The organism is Saccharopolyspora sp. 7B (genome assembly GCF_020177435.1).
GTDB classification, from domain to species: Bacteria; Actinomycetota; Actinomycetes; order Mycobacteriales; family Pseudonocardiaceae; genus Saccharopolyspora_C; species Saccharopolyspora_C gregorii.
Window position 1 is genome coordinate 22,451 of the sequence record NZ_JAIUKC010000119.1, and the last position, 17,468, is coordinate 39,918.

General features: G+C 73.1%; 17 protein-coding genes. 5 read left to right on the plus strand and 12 right to left on the minus strand.

Annotated features, from left to right (window positions below; translation table 11 throughout):
* Positions 1-119 precede the first annotated feature (119 nt).
* A complete protein-coding gene (locus LCD33_RS19080) occupies positions 120-902 on the plus strand; it encodes a nuclease-related domain-containing protein (protein ID WP_224978112.1) in 783 nt (260 codons plus the stop codon).
* On the opposite strand, the gene LCD33_RS19085 is transcribed toward LCD33_RS19080, so the two are convergent.
* The 5 genes from LCD33_RS19085 to LCD33_RS19105 all read right to left on the minus strand — a co-directional run bounded on the left by LCD33_RS19085 (position 899) and on the right by LCD33_RS19105 (position 4,898).
* A complete protein-coding gene (locus LCD33_RS19085; RefSeq protein WP_224978113.1) occupies positions 899-2,089 on the minus strand; it encodes a DUF418 domain-containing protein in 1,191 nt (396 codons plus the stop codon). The genes LCD33_RS19080 and LCD33_RS19085 overlap by 4 nt on opposite strands.
* A gap of 103 nt (positions 2,090-2,192) precedes the next feature.
* The gene (locus LCD33_RS19090) at positions 2,193-3,017 is read right to left on the minus strand and encodes an SAM-dependent methyltransferase (protein WP_224966007.1); all 825 of its coding nucleotides are present in this window, start codon (positions 3,015-3,017) and stop codon (positions 2,193-2,195) included.
* Between the two features lie 69 nt (positions 3,018-3,086).
* Positions 3,087-3,536 carry a thioesterase family protein gene (locus LCD33_RS19095; RefSeq protein WP_224966006.1) on the minus strand — a complete coding sequence of 150 codons (450 nt, stop codon included), beginning with the start codon at positions 3,534-3,536 and terminating at the stop codon, positions 3,087-3,089.
* Positions 3,537-3,546: 10 nt separating this feature from the next.
* A complete protein-coding gene (locus LCD33_RS19100; protein WP_224978114.1) occupies positions 3,547-4,275 on the minus strand; it encodes a Clp protease N-terminal domain-containing protein in 729 nt (242 codons plus the stop codon).
* A gap of 32 nt (positions 4,276-4,307) precedes the next feature.
* The gene (locus tag LCD33_RS19105) at positions 4,308-4,898 is read right to left on the minus strand and encodes a TetR family transcriptional regulator (protein ID WP_224955473.1); all 591 of its coding nucleotides are present in this window, start codon (positions 4,896-4,898) and stop codon (positions 4,308-4,310) included.
* A gap of 94 nt (positions 4,899-4,992) precedes the next feature.
* Between LCD33_RS19105 and LCD33_RS29440 the strand changes: the two genes are divergently transcribed.
* From LCD33_RS29440 to LCD33_RS19120, 3 genes are all read left to right on the plus strand, one after another.
* Positions 4,993-5,466 carry a DUF4334 domain-containing protein gene (locus tag LCD33_RS29440; RefSeq protein WP_224955472.1) on the plus strand — a complete coding sequence of 158 codons (474 nt, stop codon included), beginning with the start codon at positions 4,993-4,995 and terminating at the stop codon, positions 5,464-5,466.
* Between the two features lie 22 nt (positions 5,467-5,488).
* Positions 5,489-6,577, plus strand: coding sequence for an NAD(P)-dependent alcohol dehydrogenase (locus LCD33_RS19115; protein WP_224978115.1), 1,089 nt, complete (start codon positions 5,489-5,491; stop codon positions 6,575-6,577).
* Positions 6,578-6,777: 200 nt separating this feature from the next.
* On the plus strand, positions 6,778-7,239 hold the full coding sequence (locus LCD33_RS19120; protein WP_224978116.1) for an STAS domain-containing protein: 462 nt from the start codon (positions 6,778-6,780) through the stop codon (positions 7,237-7,239).
* Between the two features lie 156 nt (positions 7,240-7,395).
* On the opposite strand, the gene LCD33_RS19125 is transcribed toward LCD33_RS19120, so the two are convergent.
* The 7 genes from LCD33_RS19125 to LCD33_RS19155 all read right to left on the minus strand — a co-directional run bounded on the left by LCD33_RS19125 (position 7,396) and on the right by LCD33_RS19155 (position 16,445).
* The gene (locus tag LCD33_RS19125) at positions 7,396-7,761 is read right to left on the minus strand and encodes a hypothetical protein (protein ID WP_224955469.1); all 366 of its coding nucleotides are present in this window, start codon (positions 7,759-7,761) and stop codon (positions 7,396-7,398) included.
* A 370-nt stretch (positions 7,762-8,131) separates the two neighbouring features.
* On the minus strand, positions 8,132-9,130 hold the full coding sequence (locus LCD33_RS19130; RefSeq protein ID WP_224978117.1) for an aldo/keto reductase: 999 nt from the start codon (positions 9,128-9,130) through the stop codon (positions 8,132-8,134).
* 259 nt (positions 9,131-9,389) lie between these two features.
* A complete protein-coding gene (locus LCD33_RS19135; protein WP_224955467.1) occupies positions 9,390-10,295 on the minus strand; it encodes a bifunctional methylenetetrahydrofolate dehydrogenase/methenyltetrahydrofolate cyclohydrolase in 906 nt (301 codons plus the stop codon).
* Between the two features lie 171 nt (positions 10,296-10,466).
* On the minus strand, positions 10,467-10,943 hold the full coding sequence (locus LCD33_RS19140) for a pyridoxamine 5'-phosphate oxidase family protein (protein WP_224955466.1): 477 nt from the start codon (positions 10,941-10,943) through the stop codon (positions 10,467-10,469).
* Positions 10,940-11,662: a dienelactone hydrolase family protein gene (locus tag LCD33_RS19145; protein ID WP_224966003.1), complete on the minus strand. Its 723-nt coding sequence runs from the start codon at positions 11,660-11,662 to the stop codon at positions 10,940-10,942. The genes LCD33_RS19140 and LCD33_RS19145 overlap by 4 nt, the downstream gene beginning before the upstream one ends.
* Positions 11,663-11,775: 113 nt before the next feature.
* Positions 11,776-13,701 carry a YhgE/Pip domain-containing protein gene (locus LCD33_RS19150; protein WP_224966001.1) on the minus strand — a complete coding sequence of 642 codons (1,926 nt, stop codon included), beginning with the start codon at positions 13,699-13,701 and terminating at the stop codon, positions 11,776-11,778.
* A 20-nt stretch (positions 13,702-13,721) separates the two neighbouring features.
* Positions 13,722-16,445 carry an efflux RND transporter permease subunit gene (locus tag LCD33_RS19155; protein WP_224978118.1) on the minus strand — a complete coding sequence of 908 codons (2,724 nt, stop codon included), beginning with the start codon at positions 16,443-16,445 and terminating at the stop codon, positions 13,722-13,724.
* 174 nt (positions 16,446-16,619) lie between these two features.
* Here LCD33_RS19155 and LCD33_RS19160 point away from each other — a divergent pair, with 174 nt between their 5' ends.
* Positions 16,620-17,315, plus strand: coding sequence for a TetR/AcrR family transcriptional regulator (locus LCD33_RS19160; RefSeq protein ID WP_224955462.1), 696 nt, complete (start codon positions 16,620-16,622; stop codon positions 17,313-17,315).
* Positions 17,316-17,468: the final 153 nt, after the last annotated feature.

Sequence of the window (17,468 nt, forward strand, 5' to 3'; positions counted from 1 at the left end):
GGACGGTCCCCTCCCCGCACCAGATCACACCCGCCCGCTCCCCCGGTGGGCCGTGCCCCGCGGGACTGCGCGGCGGGACCAGCTCAGGGGGTGCGGACCGCGGGCAGTACGGTTCCGGGGTGCGCGTCGAGTTGCTCTCCGATCATCCGCGGTCCGAGGCCCGCCGGACCGAACAGGCCGCGCGGGAGCGGCACGCCCGCTACGAGCAGGAGGTGGCGCGGACGCGGGAGCGCCACGCCCGCCGCCGCTGGTGGCAGGTCTGGAAGCTGCCGGCCCAGTGGCGGGAACTGCGGCGGCTGCGGGAGCTGCGCCCCACCGACGATGCGGCGGTCCAGAACCGGCTCGCCCAGCAGGAAGCGGGCATCGAGGCGGAGGACGCGGTGGCCACCGCGCTGGAACGCCTCTCCGACGACTGGGTCCTGTTCCGCGGCTACCGCAACCGACGCGGCGAGGTGGACCACCTGGTGGTCGGCCCCGGCGGGGTGTGGGCGGTCGAGGTGAAGAACCACTCGGGCCGGGTGCACGCCGACGGCGATTCCTGGCGCTCGGAGGTGTTCGACCGCTACGGCAACCACGTGGAGGACCGCACCCTCGCGGACCGCAGCGGCCGCAGCTGGGGCCGCCAGGTCCGCGACGTGTCGAAGGCGCTCGCCGACTTCCTGCGCCAGCGGGGCCGCCAGGTGCTGGTGCGGCCGGTGCTGGTGGTGGTGAACCCGCGCGCGGAGATCGGTTCGGTGCGGCGCAGCGGGCTGGCGCTGGTCACCGCGAGCCTCGACGAGCTGGTGCGCACCCTGCGGCAGGCACCACCGACGCTCGGCCCGGCGTCCGCGGAGGAGGTGGCGCGGCTGGTGCGCCGCGATCACGCGTTCCACGAGAAGCGCCGGGCCCAGCGCGACGGCTAGCGACCGATCCGGGCGGCGGGCTCCGCCGAGACCAGGTGCAGCACCCGTTCCAGCGGCCCGCGCCCGAGCAGCGCCCGCCACACCACGGCGAAGACCACGACGATCGCGGTCAGCAGCAGCCACGTCAGGTGCGGCGCGGTCTGCTGCAGCGCCATCAGGCCGTCCGTCCCGATGGCGGCCAGCAGCACGATGTGCCCGGCGTAGGCGGTGAGCGCGAGCGCACCCACGGCCGCGATCGGCGCCAGCACCCGTGCCCGCTCCACGAACATGCACAGGCCGATGACCAGCAACGCCGCCCCGGTGGCCCCGACGACCTCGAACGGGCTGCCGCTGTGCGCGCCCGCCGAGAGCAGCATGACCGGGCTGCCCGTCGGGACCGCACCGAAACCCCTGCTCAGCAGCACGTCCACCAGCTCCGGCGGCAGCGCGTCGCCGTAGGACGCCAGCACCTGCTCGCGGCCGCCGAACACGTTCATCGCCAGCCACGACCCGCCGTAGCCGGCCAGTGCCAAGCCGGCCCCGAGCAGCGCGACCGGTCCGCGCGCGGCGCGCAGGTCGATCCGGCCCAGCGCCATCCCGGCCAGCACGAACGGCAGCCAGGTCAGCACCGGGTAGCCGCCGTCCAGCAGCACGTGCTGGAACGCGGCAGCCGCCCCCGACCAGGACGTGAAGTCGCCGAGGTGCGGGATCGCACCGAATTCGCCCGCGGGCGGCATCGCGTCCCGGATCAGGTAGGACGCCAGCGGGGCCGCGATCGCCAGCACCCCGGCCAGCACGCCCAGCGTCCTGGCGCGCAACCGCAGCAGCGGCAGGGCCAGCAGGAACAGCACGCCGTACGAGGTGAGGATCACCATCACCGGCGCGTCGAGCATGCTCAGCACCAGTCCCAGCCCGAACAGCACGACCGCGCGCACCGCGATCCGCACCGCCACCTGCCGCCGCCGGACGCCCTCCACCGGCGCCGTCCCGCCGCTGAGCAGGGCGATCGACAGCCCGGCCAGCACCGCGAACAGGGCGGCGGACCGGCCGGACACCAGTCCGAACAGCCAGCTCTGCGGTGGCCCCGTGTGCGCGACGAACATGCCGAGCACGACGAGCCCCCGCGCGATGTCCACTCCGATCAGCCGCCCGGTCCCGGGCCGGCTGATCCGTTCCGTCTTCTGGGATGAAATTCCTGTCGTGCTCACCCGATCATGCTCGCCGGGCGGAGGCGGTCGCCGAATCGTCCTCCAGGCCACCGCGCCTACGACTTCGGGCCGACGATGGACTCCGAGGCCTTGCCTGATCGGTCTACGCGGGGTCCCCGATGCGCGCCAGGCCCGCGCGGTACACGATCCGTTCCGGCGGCAGCTGCGGTTCCGCTTCGGGGCGCCAGTGCGAGGGCGCGACGACGCCCGGCGGCACGAGTTCCATGCCGGCGAACAACCGGCCGATCTGCTCGGGCGACCGCCAGTAGCTGGGCGGGTTCACGTCCCGGTACAGCTCGGCGATGCGGGCGGCGGTCTCCGGCGCCAGCCACTGCGCGGTGGAGTGCGAGACGGCGAGGTAGCTGCCGGGGGCGAGTTGGGCGACGTAGCGGCGCACGAGCTCGGCGACCTCGGCGTCGTCCTCGATGAAGTTGAGCACCGACACCATCAGCAGGCCCACGGGGCGGCTGAAGTCGAGCAGCCTGGTCTCCCCGGCCCGCTCGAACACGGTCTCCGGGTCCCGCAGGTCGGCGTCGACGATCTCGACCTGCTTCACGTCGGTGATCAGCTGCCGGGCGTGCGCGACCGTCACCGGCTCGTTGTCGACGTAGACGACGCGGACGGCCGGGTCGAGCCGGTGCGCGATGTCGTGCACGTTGCCCGCGGTCGGGATGCCGGAACCGAGGTCGAGGAACTGGTCGATGCCCTGGTCGACGAGGTACCGCACGACGCGGCCGAGGAAGCCCCGGTTGGCGCGGATCGAGGGCACCACGTCGGGGTTGGCGGCGAGGACCCGGTCCGCGGCCTCCCGATCCGCTTCGAAGTTGGTGGATCCGCCGAGGTAGTAGTCGTACATGCGGGCCGAGTTGGGGCGCCGCAGGTCGATGCCCTCGGTGTCGGCGGGACGTTCTCCCGGCCACCGGTCCATGGACCCACCTCCGACTCACCCGCACCGGAGTCGCCGGCGGCGGTCGGCCGCGACGGTCCGGCCGCGGTTTCAGCTACCGAGCGACCGCAGTCCGGCGAGCGCCGTCCTGATGCGCTCGGGCACGCGGACCGGGCGTCGCGTCTCCCGGTCGACGTACACGTGCACGAACCGGCCCACCGAGGCCGGTTCGTCGGCTCCCCCGCCGAAGACGGCGAGGCGGTACACGACACTGGTATTGCCCACCCGCTCCAGGCCCACACCCACTTCGACGTCCTCGGGGAAGCCGAGCTCGGCGAGGTAGCGGCAGTTGGTCTCGACGACGAGCCCGATCTCGGGGAAGTCGCGGATGTCGGCACCGGTGGCGCGGATCAGCCAGCCGTTGACCGCGGTGTCGAACCAGGAGTAGTGCACGACGTTGTTGACGTGGCCGTAGACGTCGTTGTCCGCCCACCTGGTGGTGATGGGCCACAGCACGGTGAAGTCGCCGCGGCGGGGAAGTCCTTCGGCGGGTTCGGCCATGCCGCGCAGCCTACTCGTCGGTAACGGCGGGCTGCTCCGGCCGGTCGGCGACCTCGGTGCGCACGCGTTCCTCGATCTCGGGCTTGCGCAGCCCGAGGGCGGTGAGCACGCCAGCGCCGCCCTCGTGCTCCAGCAGGGCCAGCAGCAGGTGTCCGGTGCCGACGTGCTGGTGGCCGAGGCGCAGCGCCTCCCGGAAGGTCAGTTCCAGCGCCTTCTTGGCGCCCGCGTCGAACGGGATCAGGGCCGGGACGTCGGCGCCGCCGGGCGGCAGCGGCGCGGTGGCGGCGCGGCGCAGCGCTTCCGGGGTGACGCCGTCGGCGGCCAGCACCCGGGCGGCGGTCGCGTCGGGCGCGGCGAGCAGGCCGAGCAGCAGGTGCTCGGTGCGGATCTCGACGTGCCCCGCGGCGTGCGCCTCGTTCTGCGCGGCGACGACGGCGCTGCGCGCGGGGCCGGTGAACCGGCTGAAGCCCTGCTCCGGGGAGAGGTCGGGGCCTTTGAAGCGCTTCTGCGCGGCCTGCTTGGTGACGCCCATGCCGACGCCGATGTCCTTCCAGGACGCGCCGGAGCGGCGGGCCTGGTCGACGAAGTGGCCGATGAGGTGGTCGGAGATCTCGCCGAGGTGGTCGGCGGTGAGGACGGCGGCGGAGAGCCGGTCGAGCGCGTCGGTGTGCACGCTGGTGATCGCCGCGATCAGGTCGTCGAGCCGGACGGGCGGGGACAGCTGGAGGGGTTCACTCATGCGTCAACCCTAGGTTGACCGAACGGCAATCGTCAACCTCCAGTTGACGGCGGCTCGGCGATCCGCTGCGCGGCCACCACCGCGGCCCGCCGGATCCCCGCGGCGTCCCGGCCGCGCGCCCCGCCGTCCAGCTTCCCGATCGCCAGCGCGGACAGCGCCATCGACCGCGCGATGCCCAGCAGCACGATCAGCAGGTCCGCCGGGTGCCAGGACGGGTCGACGTGCCCCTCGGCCTGGCCGCGCCGGATCTCGTCGATCTTCGGCCGCAGCGCGGTGAGCCGCAGGTCGTCGGCGCCCAGCCGCTCCGGTTCGTCCAGGTCGATCCACGCCTGCAACCGGGCGCTCTGCGGGTGGTCCAGGTAGTGGTCGAACAGCCGGCCCACGTAGCCCGGGACGTCCTCGCCGCGCAGCGCCGTGCGCTCGTCGATCTCGGCGACCCAGCGGCGCACGACCGCCTCGAACAGCACCTGCTTACCGGGGAAGTACGCGTAGAGCCGGTCCTTGCTGGCCCGCGCGTCGGCGGCGATGCGGTTGATCCGGGCGCCCGCCACGCCGTGGCGGGCGAACTCGGCGGTGGCGGCGATGAGGATCCGCTCCCGGGTGGCGTGTCCGGCTGCTCGCATCGGGTGAGGCTACCTTGCCGAACCGTTCGGTTCGGGAGTACGTTCGGCCGCCGAACCAACCGGTTCGCGAACGCGCAGCCCGCAGGGAGCCCACGTGCACCTCGACCAAGCCCGCGCCCGCTTCGCCGAACTCCGGCGGCAGGAATCCGGCGTCTCCCCCGACGAACTCGACGAGATCTGGGCGGCGCTGCCCACCGTCGCCGCCGCGGACGTGCTGGGCGCGTGGCGCGGCGCGGACTTCGCCACCGGGCACCGCCTCTCCCGGCAGCTGGTCGCCGCGCGCTGGCACGGCAAGACCTTCCGCTCGGCGCTGGACGCGAAACCGCTCATCTGCCGCGACGAATCCGGCGAGCTGTTCTCCGACGTCCGGCTCGGCGGTGGGGAGGCCACGCTGTGGAACGTCGAGTTCCGCGGCGAGGTGACCGCGACGATGGTCTACGACGGGCGCCCCGTGCTCGACCACTTCAAGCAGGTCGGCCCCGCCACCCTGATGGGGATCATGAACGGCAGGCCGGAGCAGGTGCTCGACGACGGCCGCCACTACTACTTCCTGCTCGAACGCGACTGACCCCGGCAGCGCAGGAGATCCCGTGCAGATCACCGCGGCGGTCGCCCCGGAACCGGGCGCCGAGTTCGTGCTGGAGACCGTCGAGCTCGACGAGCCGCGCGCCGACGAGATCCTGGTCCGCGTCACCGCCTCCGGCCTGTGCCACACGGACCTGATCACCAAGGACGATCCGCGCCGGCGCGAACCGGTCGTGCTCGGCCACGAGAGCACCGGGACCGTCGAGCGGGTCGGCGCCGAGGTCACCGGCATCCGGCCGGGCGACCGGGTGGCGCTGAGCTACCGCAGCTGCGGCGCGTGCCGCCGGTGCGCGGCGGGCGACCGGGCCTACTGCGCGCGGGCGCGGCGGCTCAACGGATCCGGCAGGCGGCCCGACGGATCCCCCACCCTGACCTGGCGCGGCGCACCGCTCGGCGGCTCGTTCTTCGGGCAGTCCGGTTTCGCCACCCACGCGCTGGCGACCGCGGACAACGCGGTGGTGCTGGCGGACGCGGTGGGCCCGCTGGTGGCGGCGCCGCTGGGCTGCGGGTTCCAGACCGGGGCCGGGGCGGTGCTCAACGTGCTGCGGCCCGCACCCGAGGACTCCCTGGTGGTCTTCGGCGCCGGCGGCGTGGGCCTGGCCGCGCTGCTGGCCGCCCGAGCGGCCGGGGTGCGCAGCACGATCGCCGTGGACGTGCTGCCCGAACGCCGCGCGCTGGCGCTGCGGCTCGGTGCCGGTGCGGCGCTGGACCCGGGTGCGGACGACGTGGTCGCGCGGGTGCGGGAACTCACCGGCGGCGGCGCCACGCATGCGCTGGAGGCGACCGGGCTGGCCCCGGTGTTCGAGCAGGCGCTGGCCGCGCTGGGCGCCACCGGAGCGCTGGCCGTGGTCGGGCTCGGCGCGGCGTCGGCCCGGCTGGACCTGCGCGACCTGCTGCACCGGGGCAAGACCGTGCGCGGCTGCGTCGAAGGCGACGCGGTGCCGCAGCGGTTCATTCCGGAGCTGCTGGCGCTGCACGCGGCCGGGCGGTTCCCGGTGGCCGAGCTCGTCACCGCCTACGCCTTCGCGGACATCAACCGGGCCGTCGCCGACCAGCGCGCGGGACGGGTGCTCAAACCGGTGCTCACCTGGTGACCCGGTCCGGCTTCACCGCGGCGCCGCAACGGGTTCCGCGCCCGGACCGCGCGTCCCGGTTCCGCCCCCGGGTTGCACCGGCAGGTAGCGTGGGAATCGGTTGAGCCCACAGCCGCGACAAGTTTTTCGCCACCGAGGGCGTGCGCTCGGCCGTCACCGCCCGCTGCTGCCGTTCGCTCTCGGTTTCCCCAGGAGGCGGCATGCCTGTGACTCCCGCACGCACCACCACCGACGCGCCGACACTGGACGTCCCGGTCGGCGCCGGCCCCGGCATCCCGGACCGACGCCCGCCCGAGGCCTCCCCGCCGCCGCGTGCCGGGGGTGGGGCGCTGGAGCTGGAGCTGCACCGCCCCGACCCGCGCACGATCCTGCTCTCCGCCCGCGGCGAGATCGACGCGGGCAGCGCGGGGCGGCTGCGCGAACTGCTGTGGCACCGGCTCTCGTCGTGCACCGGGACCGTGGTGCTGGACCTGGCCGCGATCACCTTCGTCGACACGGCCTGCCTGCACCTGCTGGACCAGTGCCAGCGCCGGGCGGACCAGCACGACATCTCGTTCCGGGTGGTGCTCAACGAGCGCGGCCTGCTGGACCGGCTGCTGGAGCTGGCGGACGCGCGGGTGCGGTTCCTGACCTTCGCGGACCTGCCGAGCGCGCTGCGCTGACGTCGGGGCCGCTCAACCGGCCCGGTCGAGCAGGCGACCGGTCGAGCAGGCCGCCGGTCGGGCAGCCCGCCGGTCGAGCAGCCCGCCGGTCGAGCCGGCGGGTCGGTGTAGCAGGTGGCCGGCCAGGTGGCCTGGTGGGGCAGGCCGCCCGGTCGGTCAAGCCGCCCAGTCGATGCCGATCGGCCCGTCGGAGACGAGCAGGAATTCGCAGCCCTCGGCGGGATCGGCTTCCTCCGGTCCGTACACGTGCCCGGCCCGGACGCCGCGCACCGAGCCCGCGCGGACCCAGCCCTCGTCGCCGAACCGCAGCGCGCCCTTGACCAGGTGGTAGGTCGTGTTGAACGGGTGGCTGTGCTCGGGCGCGGCGTAGCCGGGCGGGAACCAGGCGTAGAAGACGTTCGGCGCGAGGATCTTCACCTGGGCGGCCTGGTCGCCGCCGGGCAAGTGCGGGTCCTCGTACGGAACCCACGGTTCCTCGTCGAGGACCTTCGCCCACACGGCAGGGGCGTCGTCGATGCTCATCGTGGTGGATCTCCAGTCGGGAACCGGGTCGGCACGCTTCGTTCGACGGACAGTGTGCCCCGCCGCGACCACCGGAGATCCACCCACCCCGGGGTCGTTTTTCGGAATATACCTGCGGTTTTATGCCTCGGCTGAGATCATCTCATCACCGGAACGGGGGGCTCGCGGACGGCACCGATTCACGGTCCACATAGGACCAACGGCGCCGATATCCGCCGCACGTTCCCGGTATTCCGCGATCAGTCCACAATGGCCACCGCGAACTCCCTGCGAAACTCCGCCCCCGAACCGGTGAACCACGTTCCACCGACGGGCGGAACCGCCGTACCGGCGGGTGGCCGCCGCGCCGGGCGACCACCCGCGGGCACGATCAGCGGCCGAGACCGCCGCGCAGGTTCGCGGTGTACCGCTCCCCCGCCGTGGAACCGGGCGGGAAGATCTCGGACAGCTCGGCGACCACCTCGGCGGGCAGCACCAGCCGGGCCGCCTCCAGGTTCGCGTCGAGGTTCGCCGCGCGCCGCGTCCCCGGGATCGGCACCACGTCCTCGCCCTGGGCGATCAGCCAGCCCAGCGCCAGCGCGGCCGGGGTGGTGCCGAGCTCCTCGGCGCGGGCGCGCAACCGGTCCACCCTGGTCAGGTTCTGCTCCAGCGCGTCCGCGGCGAACCGCGGGTAGCGCGCCTGCCTGCCCTCCAGGTTCTCCACGTCGGCGGCGCTGCGGATGGACCCGCCGAGCACGCCGCGCCCCAGCGGTGAGTACGCCACCAGGCCCACGCCCAGCTCCCGCGCGGCGGGCAGCAGTTCCGCCTCCACGTCCCGGGTGAACAGCGAGTACTCCTCCTGCGTGACGGCGATCGGATGCACCGAGTGCGCCCGCCGCAGCGTGTCCGCGGAGACCTCGGAGATCCCGATGTGCCCGACCTTGCCCTGCTGCACCGCCTCCGCGATCGCGCCGACGCTGTCCTCGATCGGAGTGGACGGGTCCACCCGGTGCAGGTAGTACAGGTCGATCCGGTCGGTGCCGAGCCGCTTCAGGCTGGAGTCGATCGCCTGGTGGATCCGCTCCGGGCGCCCCAGCCCTTCGCCGCCGCCCGCGCCGGTCTTGGTGGCCAGCACCACCCGGTCCCGCAGCCCGCCGGACAGCGCCCGGCCGATCAGCTGCTCGTTGTGCCCGTTCCCGTAGACGTCGGCGGTGTCGATCAGCGTGATCCCGGCCTCGACGAGGTGGTGGATGAGCCGTTCGGACTCCGCGTCGTCGGCCGCGCCGTACACCCCGGACAGCCCCATCGCCCCGTACCCGAGGGCACTGACCGCGGGACCGCCCGCGCCGAGCCGGTGCTGCGGGATGTCGTCTCGTCGAGCCACAGTCATCAGTCGGTGACCTTCCTCGTCGCCGTCGTCCGCGCCCGCTGCGCGGACACCCGTTCGTCCGGCGCAACGACGCGACGGCCCCGACCGTTCCCGCTCGGCCCGATGTTCCCGGATCGTGGGCCCACCGGGTCGGCGGCGCCCCCGCCAGGTGGGAGTCCGCCACCTGCCGGATCGGCTGTCCGCCGGCGGGCCACGCACCTGCCGGAGACCACCGGGCGCGCGGGCCGCTCAGCCGGGCCCGTAGCGGCGTCCGCCGAGGTCAGCTGTGCCAGTTGCGGTAGAGCCGCACCGCGTTGCGCAGCGCCATCGTCACCGTCATCGGGCCGATGCGCGGGACGAACACCCCGGCCGCGTCCACGACGTCCTCGTCGTAGTTCTTCAACGTGGAGAAGTTGATGCAGGTCGCGCCCGGCTTGATCTCGGCGGCGCGCACCACGGGGAACTCGCGGGACGGCACCCCGGTCACCACCACGTCCGCCTCGGCGAGGGCGGTGGCGCGGTCCACCCCGGTCGGCCGGACCTGGAAAGCGCCCTCCTCCCGCGCGGGCAGGTAGGACAGCGGGCCGTCGATGTCGAACGAGGTGACCTCGGCGCCGTCGTTGGCCATCATCGCCGCCAGCGGCTGGCCCACGATCTCGCTGCGGTTGAACACGCAGGCCTTCAGCCCGGCCAGCGGCTGCGCGGCACCGGCGCGGGTGATCCCGGCCTGCTCGACGAGCTTGAGCACCGCGAGCGGGGTGCACGGCAGCACGGCGCGCTTGGTGCGCTCGGCGTCGATGTAGCGGCGGTTCTCGTAGAGGCAGCGGCTCCAGAAGGAGTGCAGGCCCTCCACGTCCTTGCGCGGGTCGACGAGCTCGCGCAACCAGCGGTCCTGCGCCAGCCCCATGATCGGGTAGTACAGGAAGATGCCGTGCACTCCCGGGTCGCTGCCCGCCTCGTGCACCGCGCGCTCGACCTCGCCCGCGGGCAGCACCCGCTGGTCGAAGCGGATCCCGACGCTCTCGCAGCCGCGCCGGGTGTACTCGGCGTAGGTCTGGGTGGGGCCGTCCCCTTCGACGCGGAAACCGGTCAGCGTCAGCGGTTCCGGCAGCGCGGCCACCTCGGCGCGGATCTCCGCGCGGAAGGTGTCGGCGAGGGCACTGGGATTGAGGAGTCGAGCGGCCACGGGTAGTTCTCTAGCACAGCGGCCGGTGCTCGGCGACGCCGCCCCGGAGCGGCCCGCAGGGCGCTGACCTCCTGTTCCACCGATCTTCCTGGTGCCGCGGGCGGCATCGGCGGGCGGTGGTGTGTCGGATGTCAACCGCCGGAAGCGCGAGATCGGGTGGTGCGCGCGGGGTCAGCGGAGCTCGGCGAGCTTCCGGAAGTCCCAGCTGCTGATCTTCGTCGGCGTGACGCGCAGCCAGCCGTGCCTGCCATCGTGGATCATCTCGTCGCCGCCGAGGTACTTGCGGGCGAACAGCGGCTCGATCTCGGCGAGGGCCGGTTCGGGTTCGCCGGTGCGCGGCGCCTCGCCGACGACCTCGGCGGTGCCGCTGATCTCCACGCCGCGCAGCTGCTGGTACTCGGTGCCCGCGTCGACGACGACGCTGATCCGCGGATCGCGCCGCAGGTCCGCCCAGCGCTTGCTGCGGGTGAGGGAGTTCAGCCACAGCGCGGAACCGTCCCAGCCGAACCAGAGCGGCGTGGCGTGCGGTCCGTCGGGCCCGATGGTCGCGACCCGGCAGGTGCGTTCGGCGGCGAGGAACGCGTCGAGCTCCTCGCGGCTCATGGCGATGCGGCGGCCGCGCTTCTGCGGCCGGAGTTCGTCGGTCATCCCCGCTCCCCTTCCGGTCCCAAGTGCTCCGCGAAGAACGACAGGACCCGGCGCCACGCGTCCTCGTCGGCTTCCCGGTCGTAGCCGATGCCGGCGACCCGCAGCAGCGGGCCGAACGGGCCGACCTTCAGCTTGTTGGCGAAACCGTGCCCGGCGTCGGGGTACTCCTCGACGTCGTGCGGCACGCCGAGCTCGGTGAGGTGCGATTCGAGCAGGTCCGCCGCGCCCCGGAGCGCGCGGTCCTTCCCGCCGAAGCTGGCCACGACGGGGCAGGCGCCGTCGAGCACGGACCGGTCGTGCGGGACCTGCCCGTAGTAGGGCGCGGCGGCGTCGAACCCGCGCGGCGCGGCGAGCAGCGCGAAGCCACCGCCCATGCAGAAGCCGACGACGCCGACCTTCCCGGTGCAGTCCTCGCGGTCGGCGAGCGCGCGCCGGGCGGCTTCGACGTCCTCGAAGGCCTGGCCGCTGCCGGTGCTGAGCTGGCGGAAGACGGTGCGCACGCAGCGCGCGAACCCGCCGCGGGTGTAGAGGTCGGGTGCGATGGCGAGGAAGCCCTCGGCGGCGAACCGGTCGGTGATGGCCCGCGCGTCCTCGGTCATGCCGAACGCGTCGTGCACCACGACCACGCCGGGCCACGGTGGTGCCCCGGAGATCGAGGGGTAGGGCGCCGCGAGGTGGACGCGGAGGTCGCCGTCCGAGGTGGGCACGGTCGTGGTCACGGGATCGAACCTAACTCCTCGTCGCGGTGCTGTCACTCGTCCGCCCGTCCCGGACAGGTGTGGGGCGGCCCCGGGATGGACCGCGCCACACGTCCACAGTGGACTTCAGCGGATCACGCCTCCGCCGTCCGCGCGGTGAACCCGGTGAGCCGGGTGGCCCGCACGGTGCGCCCGCGCTCGACGGCCAGGTACGTCACCACCAGACCGGCGAGACCCCAGATCACCAGCAGCACCACGGTGCCGCCGCCCGGCGCGGAGCCGTCCACCACGGCCCGCAGCGCGTCCTGCGCGGGCCCGACCGGCAGCGCCGCGAGCACCGAGCTCAACGCGGAGGGCACCGCGGTGATGAACCCGGTCGCCAGCAGCACCACCGCGACGAGCATCGCCAGGAACCGGCCGGTGCCGCGCAACGCGCCCGCCAGCGCCTGGTTCACCGCGGTGAACGCGACGGCGGTCAGCATCGCCAGCCCGGCGCAGCCGAACCAGCCGCCCACCGACAGGTCCTGCGCGACGCCGACGACGACCGCGACCAGCAGCCCCTGCGCGAGCCCGACCACCGCGGGCAGCCGGAACTGCCGCAGCGCCAGCGCGAACGAGGACCGCGTCGATTCCAGCGCGCGGCGCGGCACCGCGCGCAGCACCAGGAACGTGGCGATCGCGCCGACCCACAGCGCCAGCACGGAGTACAGCGCGATCCCGGACGAACCGAACCCGAGGCTGCTGCCCTCCGCGGTGGTGATCGGGTTGGCGACGGTCTTGGCGAGCTTGTCGCGGTCGCCGTCGGGGTAGCTGGGCAGCTGGTCCACGGCCTGGTCGAGGCCGGAGGACAGCTGCCCGGTGCCGTCGCCGAGCTGGTGCGCGCCGTCGGAGAGACCGCGCACGCCCTGGGCGAGCTGGTCGGCGCCGTCGGCGAGCTGCCCGGCACCGCCACCGGTCTGCGAGATCCCGTCGGCGAGCTGACCCACGCCGCCGTCGAGCTGCTGGGCACCGTCGTGGAGCTGGTCGATGCCGCCGGACAGGGCGACGAGCCCGCCACCGGACTCGGGCGTCTTCCCGGCGAGCGCGGCGAGCCCGCCGGACACGCCGGTGCTGGCCTGCTGCAGCTGCCCGGCACCGTCGCCGAGCGCCTTCGCGGTGGCCGCCTGGATGGCGATCTTGTTGCAGATGGGCAGCGTGCCGGGCGGGCACTCCTTGCTCATCTCGGCGAGGCTTTCGGACATGCCCTGGAGACCACCGGAGAGCTGCTGCACGCCCTGGGCCTCCTGCGCGGACACGTCGGCGAGCTGGCCGACCTGGCCGGGCAGCTGCGCGGTCTGCTCCTTGAGCTGGCCGATGCCGTCGGCGAGCCCGCCCATCCCGGTCTTGAGCTGCTGCGCGCCGCCTTCGAGCGCGCCGATGCCGTCGGCGAGCGCCCGCGAACCGTCCGCGAGCTGGTCGGCGCCACCGGCGAGCTGGTCGGTGCCGCCCGCGAGCTGCTGCGCGCCGTCGGCGAGCGAGGTCGCCCCGTCGGAGGCCTCGCCGAGCTTGTCGCCGAGCGTGTTGAACCCGACGAACACGTTGTCCAGGTAGGTCGTGGTCAGCTGCCTGCCGAGCAGGTCGGCGGCCGTGTTGGTGACGACCCGGCTGATCGCCTCGTCCGCGAACTTGCTGCGGCCGCCGGTGCTGACGTCGATGGTGGCCTTCTTCGCCTGCGCCGGGTCGCCGGAGAAGGAGGTGGCGGCGGCGGAGAAGTTCTCCGGGATCGTCACGACCGCGGCGTAGCTGCCGTCTTCCAGGCCTTCGGCGGCGGTCTGCGGGGTGGCGAACTCCCAGCTGTAGTTGCTCTCGATCTCGCCGCCGACGAGCTTCGCGGACAGCTGCCGCCCGAGCGGGGTGAGCTGGCCGTTCACCTCGACCGGTTCGTCGTTGTTCACGACGGCGGCCTTGACGTCCTTCAACCGGTCCTCGGGTTTGCCCAGCGACCAGATCAGCAGGCCCGCGATCGCCAGCGGTACCAGCAGCAGGCCGATCAGGGGGAGGATCAAGCGGCGCTTCGCCATCGTCTGATTACCTCTGCTTTCTAGCGGATCGCGGCGGAGAGGACGTCGGGCATCGCGGCGTCGTCGCGCAGTTCGGTGAGGGTGGCGGGGGCACCGGCGGGCAGCACGTCGCGCGCCTCGGCAAGCCCGGTGGTGCCGGCGATGACGGTGGTCCCGGCGCCGGTGAGCAGTTCGCGGATGCGGCCGCGCTCGCCGGGGTCGGAGGCCCGGTCAGTGCGGTCGAGCACCAGGACCTCCGGTTCTTCGCGCAGCGCCGCCCGCACCGCGTCCGCGCCGCCCGCACCGGCGTCGACGTAGGCGACCCGGGACCGCACGGCGGAGCCGCGGGCGGGGAGCACGTAGCCGAGGACCTTGAGCCGCCCGGAGTCGGGCTGGAGCCTGCCGGACAGCGTCAGCAGCACCGCGGTGATCGCGGATTCGTGCACGCCGCGCACCACGTGGGTGCCGCCGCGCTCCACCAGGAAGCCCACGTCCCGGTAGACGGGTGCGCCGGTGGACGGGTCGTCGAGCCGCAGCCCGGCGCAGGCGATGGCCTCGTTCGAACCGGGGCGCGGCCAGTCGGCGAGCTCGATCTCCTCGCGCAGGTTCTCCCCTTCGACGTCGAAGGCGGGCAGCACCCGGTCCAGCTTCCGCGGCATCCACCACGCCTTCTCCCCCAGCAGCGCGAGCACCGCGGGCACCAACGTCATGCGCACGATGAACGCGTCGACGAACACGCCGACCGCGAGCCCCAGCGCGATGGGCTTGAGGTTGGCGTCGCCGTCGGGGACGAACGCGGCGAACACCGCGAACATGATCACCGCGGCCGCGGTGACGACCTTGCCGGAGGAGACGAAGCCGGTGTGGATCGCGGCCTGGGCGTCCTTGGTGTGCACGTACTCCTCGCGCATCCGGGACACCAGGAAGACCTCGTAGTCCATGGCGAGGCCGAACAGGATGCCCATCAGCACGATCGGCATGAAGCTGATCACCGGCCCGGTGCGGGCGACGTTGAGCGCCTCGGCGCCCCAGCCGTCCTGGAAGATCAGCGTCACGATGCCCATCGAGGCGCCGATGCTGAGCAGGTAGCCCAGCGTCGCCTTGATCGGCACGGCGATGGAGCGGAACACCATCGTCAGCAGCACCAGCGACAACCCGACCACGACGACGCCGAACGGCAGCAGCGCTTCACCGAGCTTGTCGGAGACGTCGATGCCGACGGCGGTGAAGCCGGTGACGGAGATGTCGATGCCGTAGGCCTCCTGGAAGTGCCCGCGCAGCGAGCGGATCTCCTCGACGAGGTCCTTGGTCTGCTGCGAGTCCGGTGCGCCCTCCGGGATCACCTGCACGATGCCGGTGTCCGCGGTCGGGTTCGGCACGGCCATCGGCACGTCGGCGACGCCGGGCAGCCGTTCAATCTCGGCCTTGAGGTCGTTCATCAGGCCGAGCGGGTCTTCGCTGGTGACGATGCTGCCGGTGACGATCAGCGGCCCGTTGAAGCCCTGCGGGAAGTGCTCGTCGGTGAGGTCGTAGGTGACCCGCGCCGGGTCGCCGTGCGGCAGCGCGCCCGCGTCGGGGAGCCCGAGGCGGAGCCCGGCGGCGGGCACGGTCGCGATGCCGAGGACGCCGACGACGATGAGCACGGTGACGATCGGGAAGCGGGTCGCGGCGCGGACCCAGCCGGCGAAGAACCGCTCGCCCACCGGCGGCTTGGCGCGGTCGGCGCGAGCGCGCTTGCCCGCCCGCGCCGACCGCGGGGTGAGCCGGGCCCCGGCGAAGCCGAGCAGCGCCGGGATGAGGGTGAGCGAGACGAGCACGGCGATGGCGACGGCGACGGCACCGGCGACGCCCATCGTGGTGAGGAACGGGATGCCCGCGACGCCGAGGCCGACGAGCGCGATCACCACGGTCAGCCCGGCGAAGATCACCGCGGAACCCGCGGTGGCGGTGGACCGCGCCGCGGCCTCCTGCGGCGACACGCCCTGGGCGAGTTCCTGCTGGTGCCGGGAGACGATGAACAGCGCGTAGTCGATGCCGACGGCGAGGCCGAGCATCAGCGACAGCAGCGGCGTGGTCGCGGTGACGGAGCCGAACGCGGTCGAGACGAGGATGAGCGCGGTGGAGACGCCGACCCCGATCAGCGCGTTCACCAGCGGCATGCCCGCGGCGAGGAACGAGCCCAGCGTGATCATCAGCACCACGATGGCGATCACCAGGCCGAGCGCTTCGACGATGCTGATGCCGGGGAAGCTCTGCGCGAACAGCGGCCCGCCGTAGGAGGACTGGGAGCCCTCCGGGAGCCGCTGCTGGAGGTCGGCGGAGATCTGGGCGATGTGGTCCTTGGTGGGCTGACCGATCTCCATGGTCTGCCCCTCCAGCTGGATCATGATCAGGGCGGCTTCGCCGTCCTCGCTGATCGATCCGCCGAGGTCCGCGTTGTAGGGCGAGACGATGGAGGCGGCCTCGTCCATGCCTTCGAGCTCGTCCACGGACCGCTCGACCTCGCGCTGCACGGCCGGGGCGCGCACGTCGTCGGCGACCACGATGATCTGCGCGGAGGCGCCGCTGGTCTGCGGGAAGGTCACCGACAGCCGGTCGAGGGCGTTCTGCGCCTCGGTGCCGGGGATCGTGACGTTGTTGTCCATTCCTTTGAACAGGAGACCGGCCGCGCCGCCGGTCACGACGAGCACGAGGAGCCAGATCACGAGGACGGTCTTGCGGGCCGCGTAGGCCCTCCGCCCCAGTGTGTAGAGGAACGAGGACACGCCACACTCCTGTCGCCGGGAAGGTTCTCGCCGGACGGCGGATCACCAGATCAGGGGAAGTGGATACAACGCTGTATCCGATACATGAGCGTATCGGATACGATGAGACGGTTCCACGCGGGCCGCGATCGGCGGGAAATCCGCAGGTGCACACCGCAGGAAGGAAGGTTCGTGATGAGCGCGAACAAGCTCGTCGCACCCGAGGGGCGCGCGGACGCGCCCGCGCGCGAGACCGCCCGGCGCGCCCGGACCCGGGAACGGCTGCTGGACGCCGCCTATCGGCAGTTCAGCGAGCACGGCATCAACGGCGCCTCCATCGAGGCCATCGCCGACGACGCCGGCTTCACCCGCGGCGCGTTCTACTCCAACTTCGGCAGCAAGGAGGAACTGTTCTTCGCGCTCACCGAGCGGGAGAACCGGGCCCGGCTGGAGACGCTGCGCGAACACTTCTCCCGGCTGGTGGCGCCGCTCGGGGAGACCGGCGGCAAACCGGCGCCCGCCCACATCGAAGGCATCATCGCCGACGTCATGTCGTTCCAGCCGGACATCCGGCAGTGGTGCCTGATGCAGAGCGAGTTCCGGCTGCTGGCGCTGCGCGACCCCGACGTGGCCCCGCGGTTCCTGGCCGCCGCGCAGTCCTTCCAGCGCGAGCTCGCCACGATGATCGACACCGCGGTGCGGGCCGTCGGCGTCCGCTTCCGGATCGACACCCTCGACCTCACCCGGCTGCTGGTCGACCAGTTCGACTCGGCCATGCAGGAGGCGATCCTCGCCGGGGACGAGGACCCCGACCGCAGCGTGCGCGAGAAGGTGATGCGAACGCTTCCCCTCCTGGTGCACAGCCTCACCACCACACTGGACGGGGACTGACTGACGACTGTCGTTCGACTCCAGTTGCGGGGCGGGTCGGGTAGCGGAACCTCAGCGGCTTCCTCGCTGCCCGCTTTTCGGTGCGGCCGCGATTTCTGATGCACGTCCAAGTGGACGCCCCGGACGAAGTTCGGAGCCGGGGTGGGTGGGGGC

Coding starts and splice junctions, on each gene's coding strand:
- LCD33_RS19105 (WP_224955473.1), bottom strand. CDS start 4,898: ATGCGAGCAGCCGGACACGCCACCCGGGAGCGGATCCTCATCGCCGCC.
- LCD33_RS19095 (WP_224966006.1), bottom strand. CDS start 3,536: ATGGCCGAACCCGCCGAAGGACTTCCCCGCCGCGGCGACTTCACCGTG.
- LCD33_RS19120 (WP_224978116.1), top strand. CDS start 6,778: ATGCCTGTGACTCCCGCACGCACCACCACCGACGCGCCGACACTGGAC.
- LCD33_RS19125 (WP_224955469.1), bottom strand. CDS start 7,761: ATGAGCATCGACGACGCCCCTGCCGTGTGGGCGAAGGTCCTCGACGAG.
- LCD33_RS19100 (WP_224978114.1), bottom strand. CDS start 4,275: ATGAGTGAACCCCTCCAGCTGTCCCCGCCCGTCCGGCTCGACGACCTG.
- LCD33_RS19130 (WP_224978117.1), bottom strand. CDS start 9,130: ATGACTGTGGCTCGACGAGACGACATCCCGCAGCACCGGCTCGGCGCG.
- LCD33_RS19160 (WP_224955462.1), top strand. CDS start 16,620: ATGAGCGCGAACAAGCTCGTCGCACCCGAGGGGCGCGCGGACGCGCCC.
- LCD33_RS19150 (WP_224966001.1), bottom strand. CDS start 13,701: ATGGCGAAGCGCCGCTTGATCCTCCCCCTGATCGGCCTGCTGCTGGTA.
- LCD33_RS19140 (WP_224955466.1), bottom strand. CDS start 10,943: ATGACCGACGAACTCCGGCCGCAGAAGCGCGGCCGCCGCATCGCCATG.
- LCD33_RS19090 (WP_224966007.1), bottom strand. CDS start 3,017: ATGGACCGGTGGCCGGGAGAACGTCCCGCCGACACCGAGGGCATCGAC.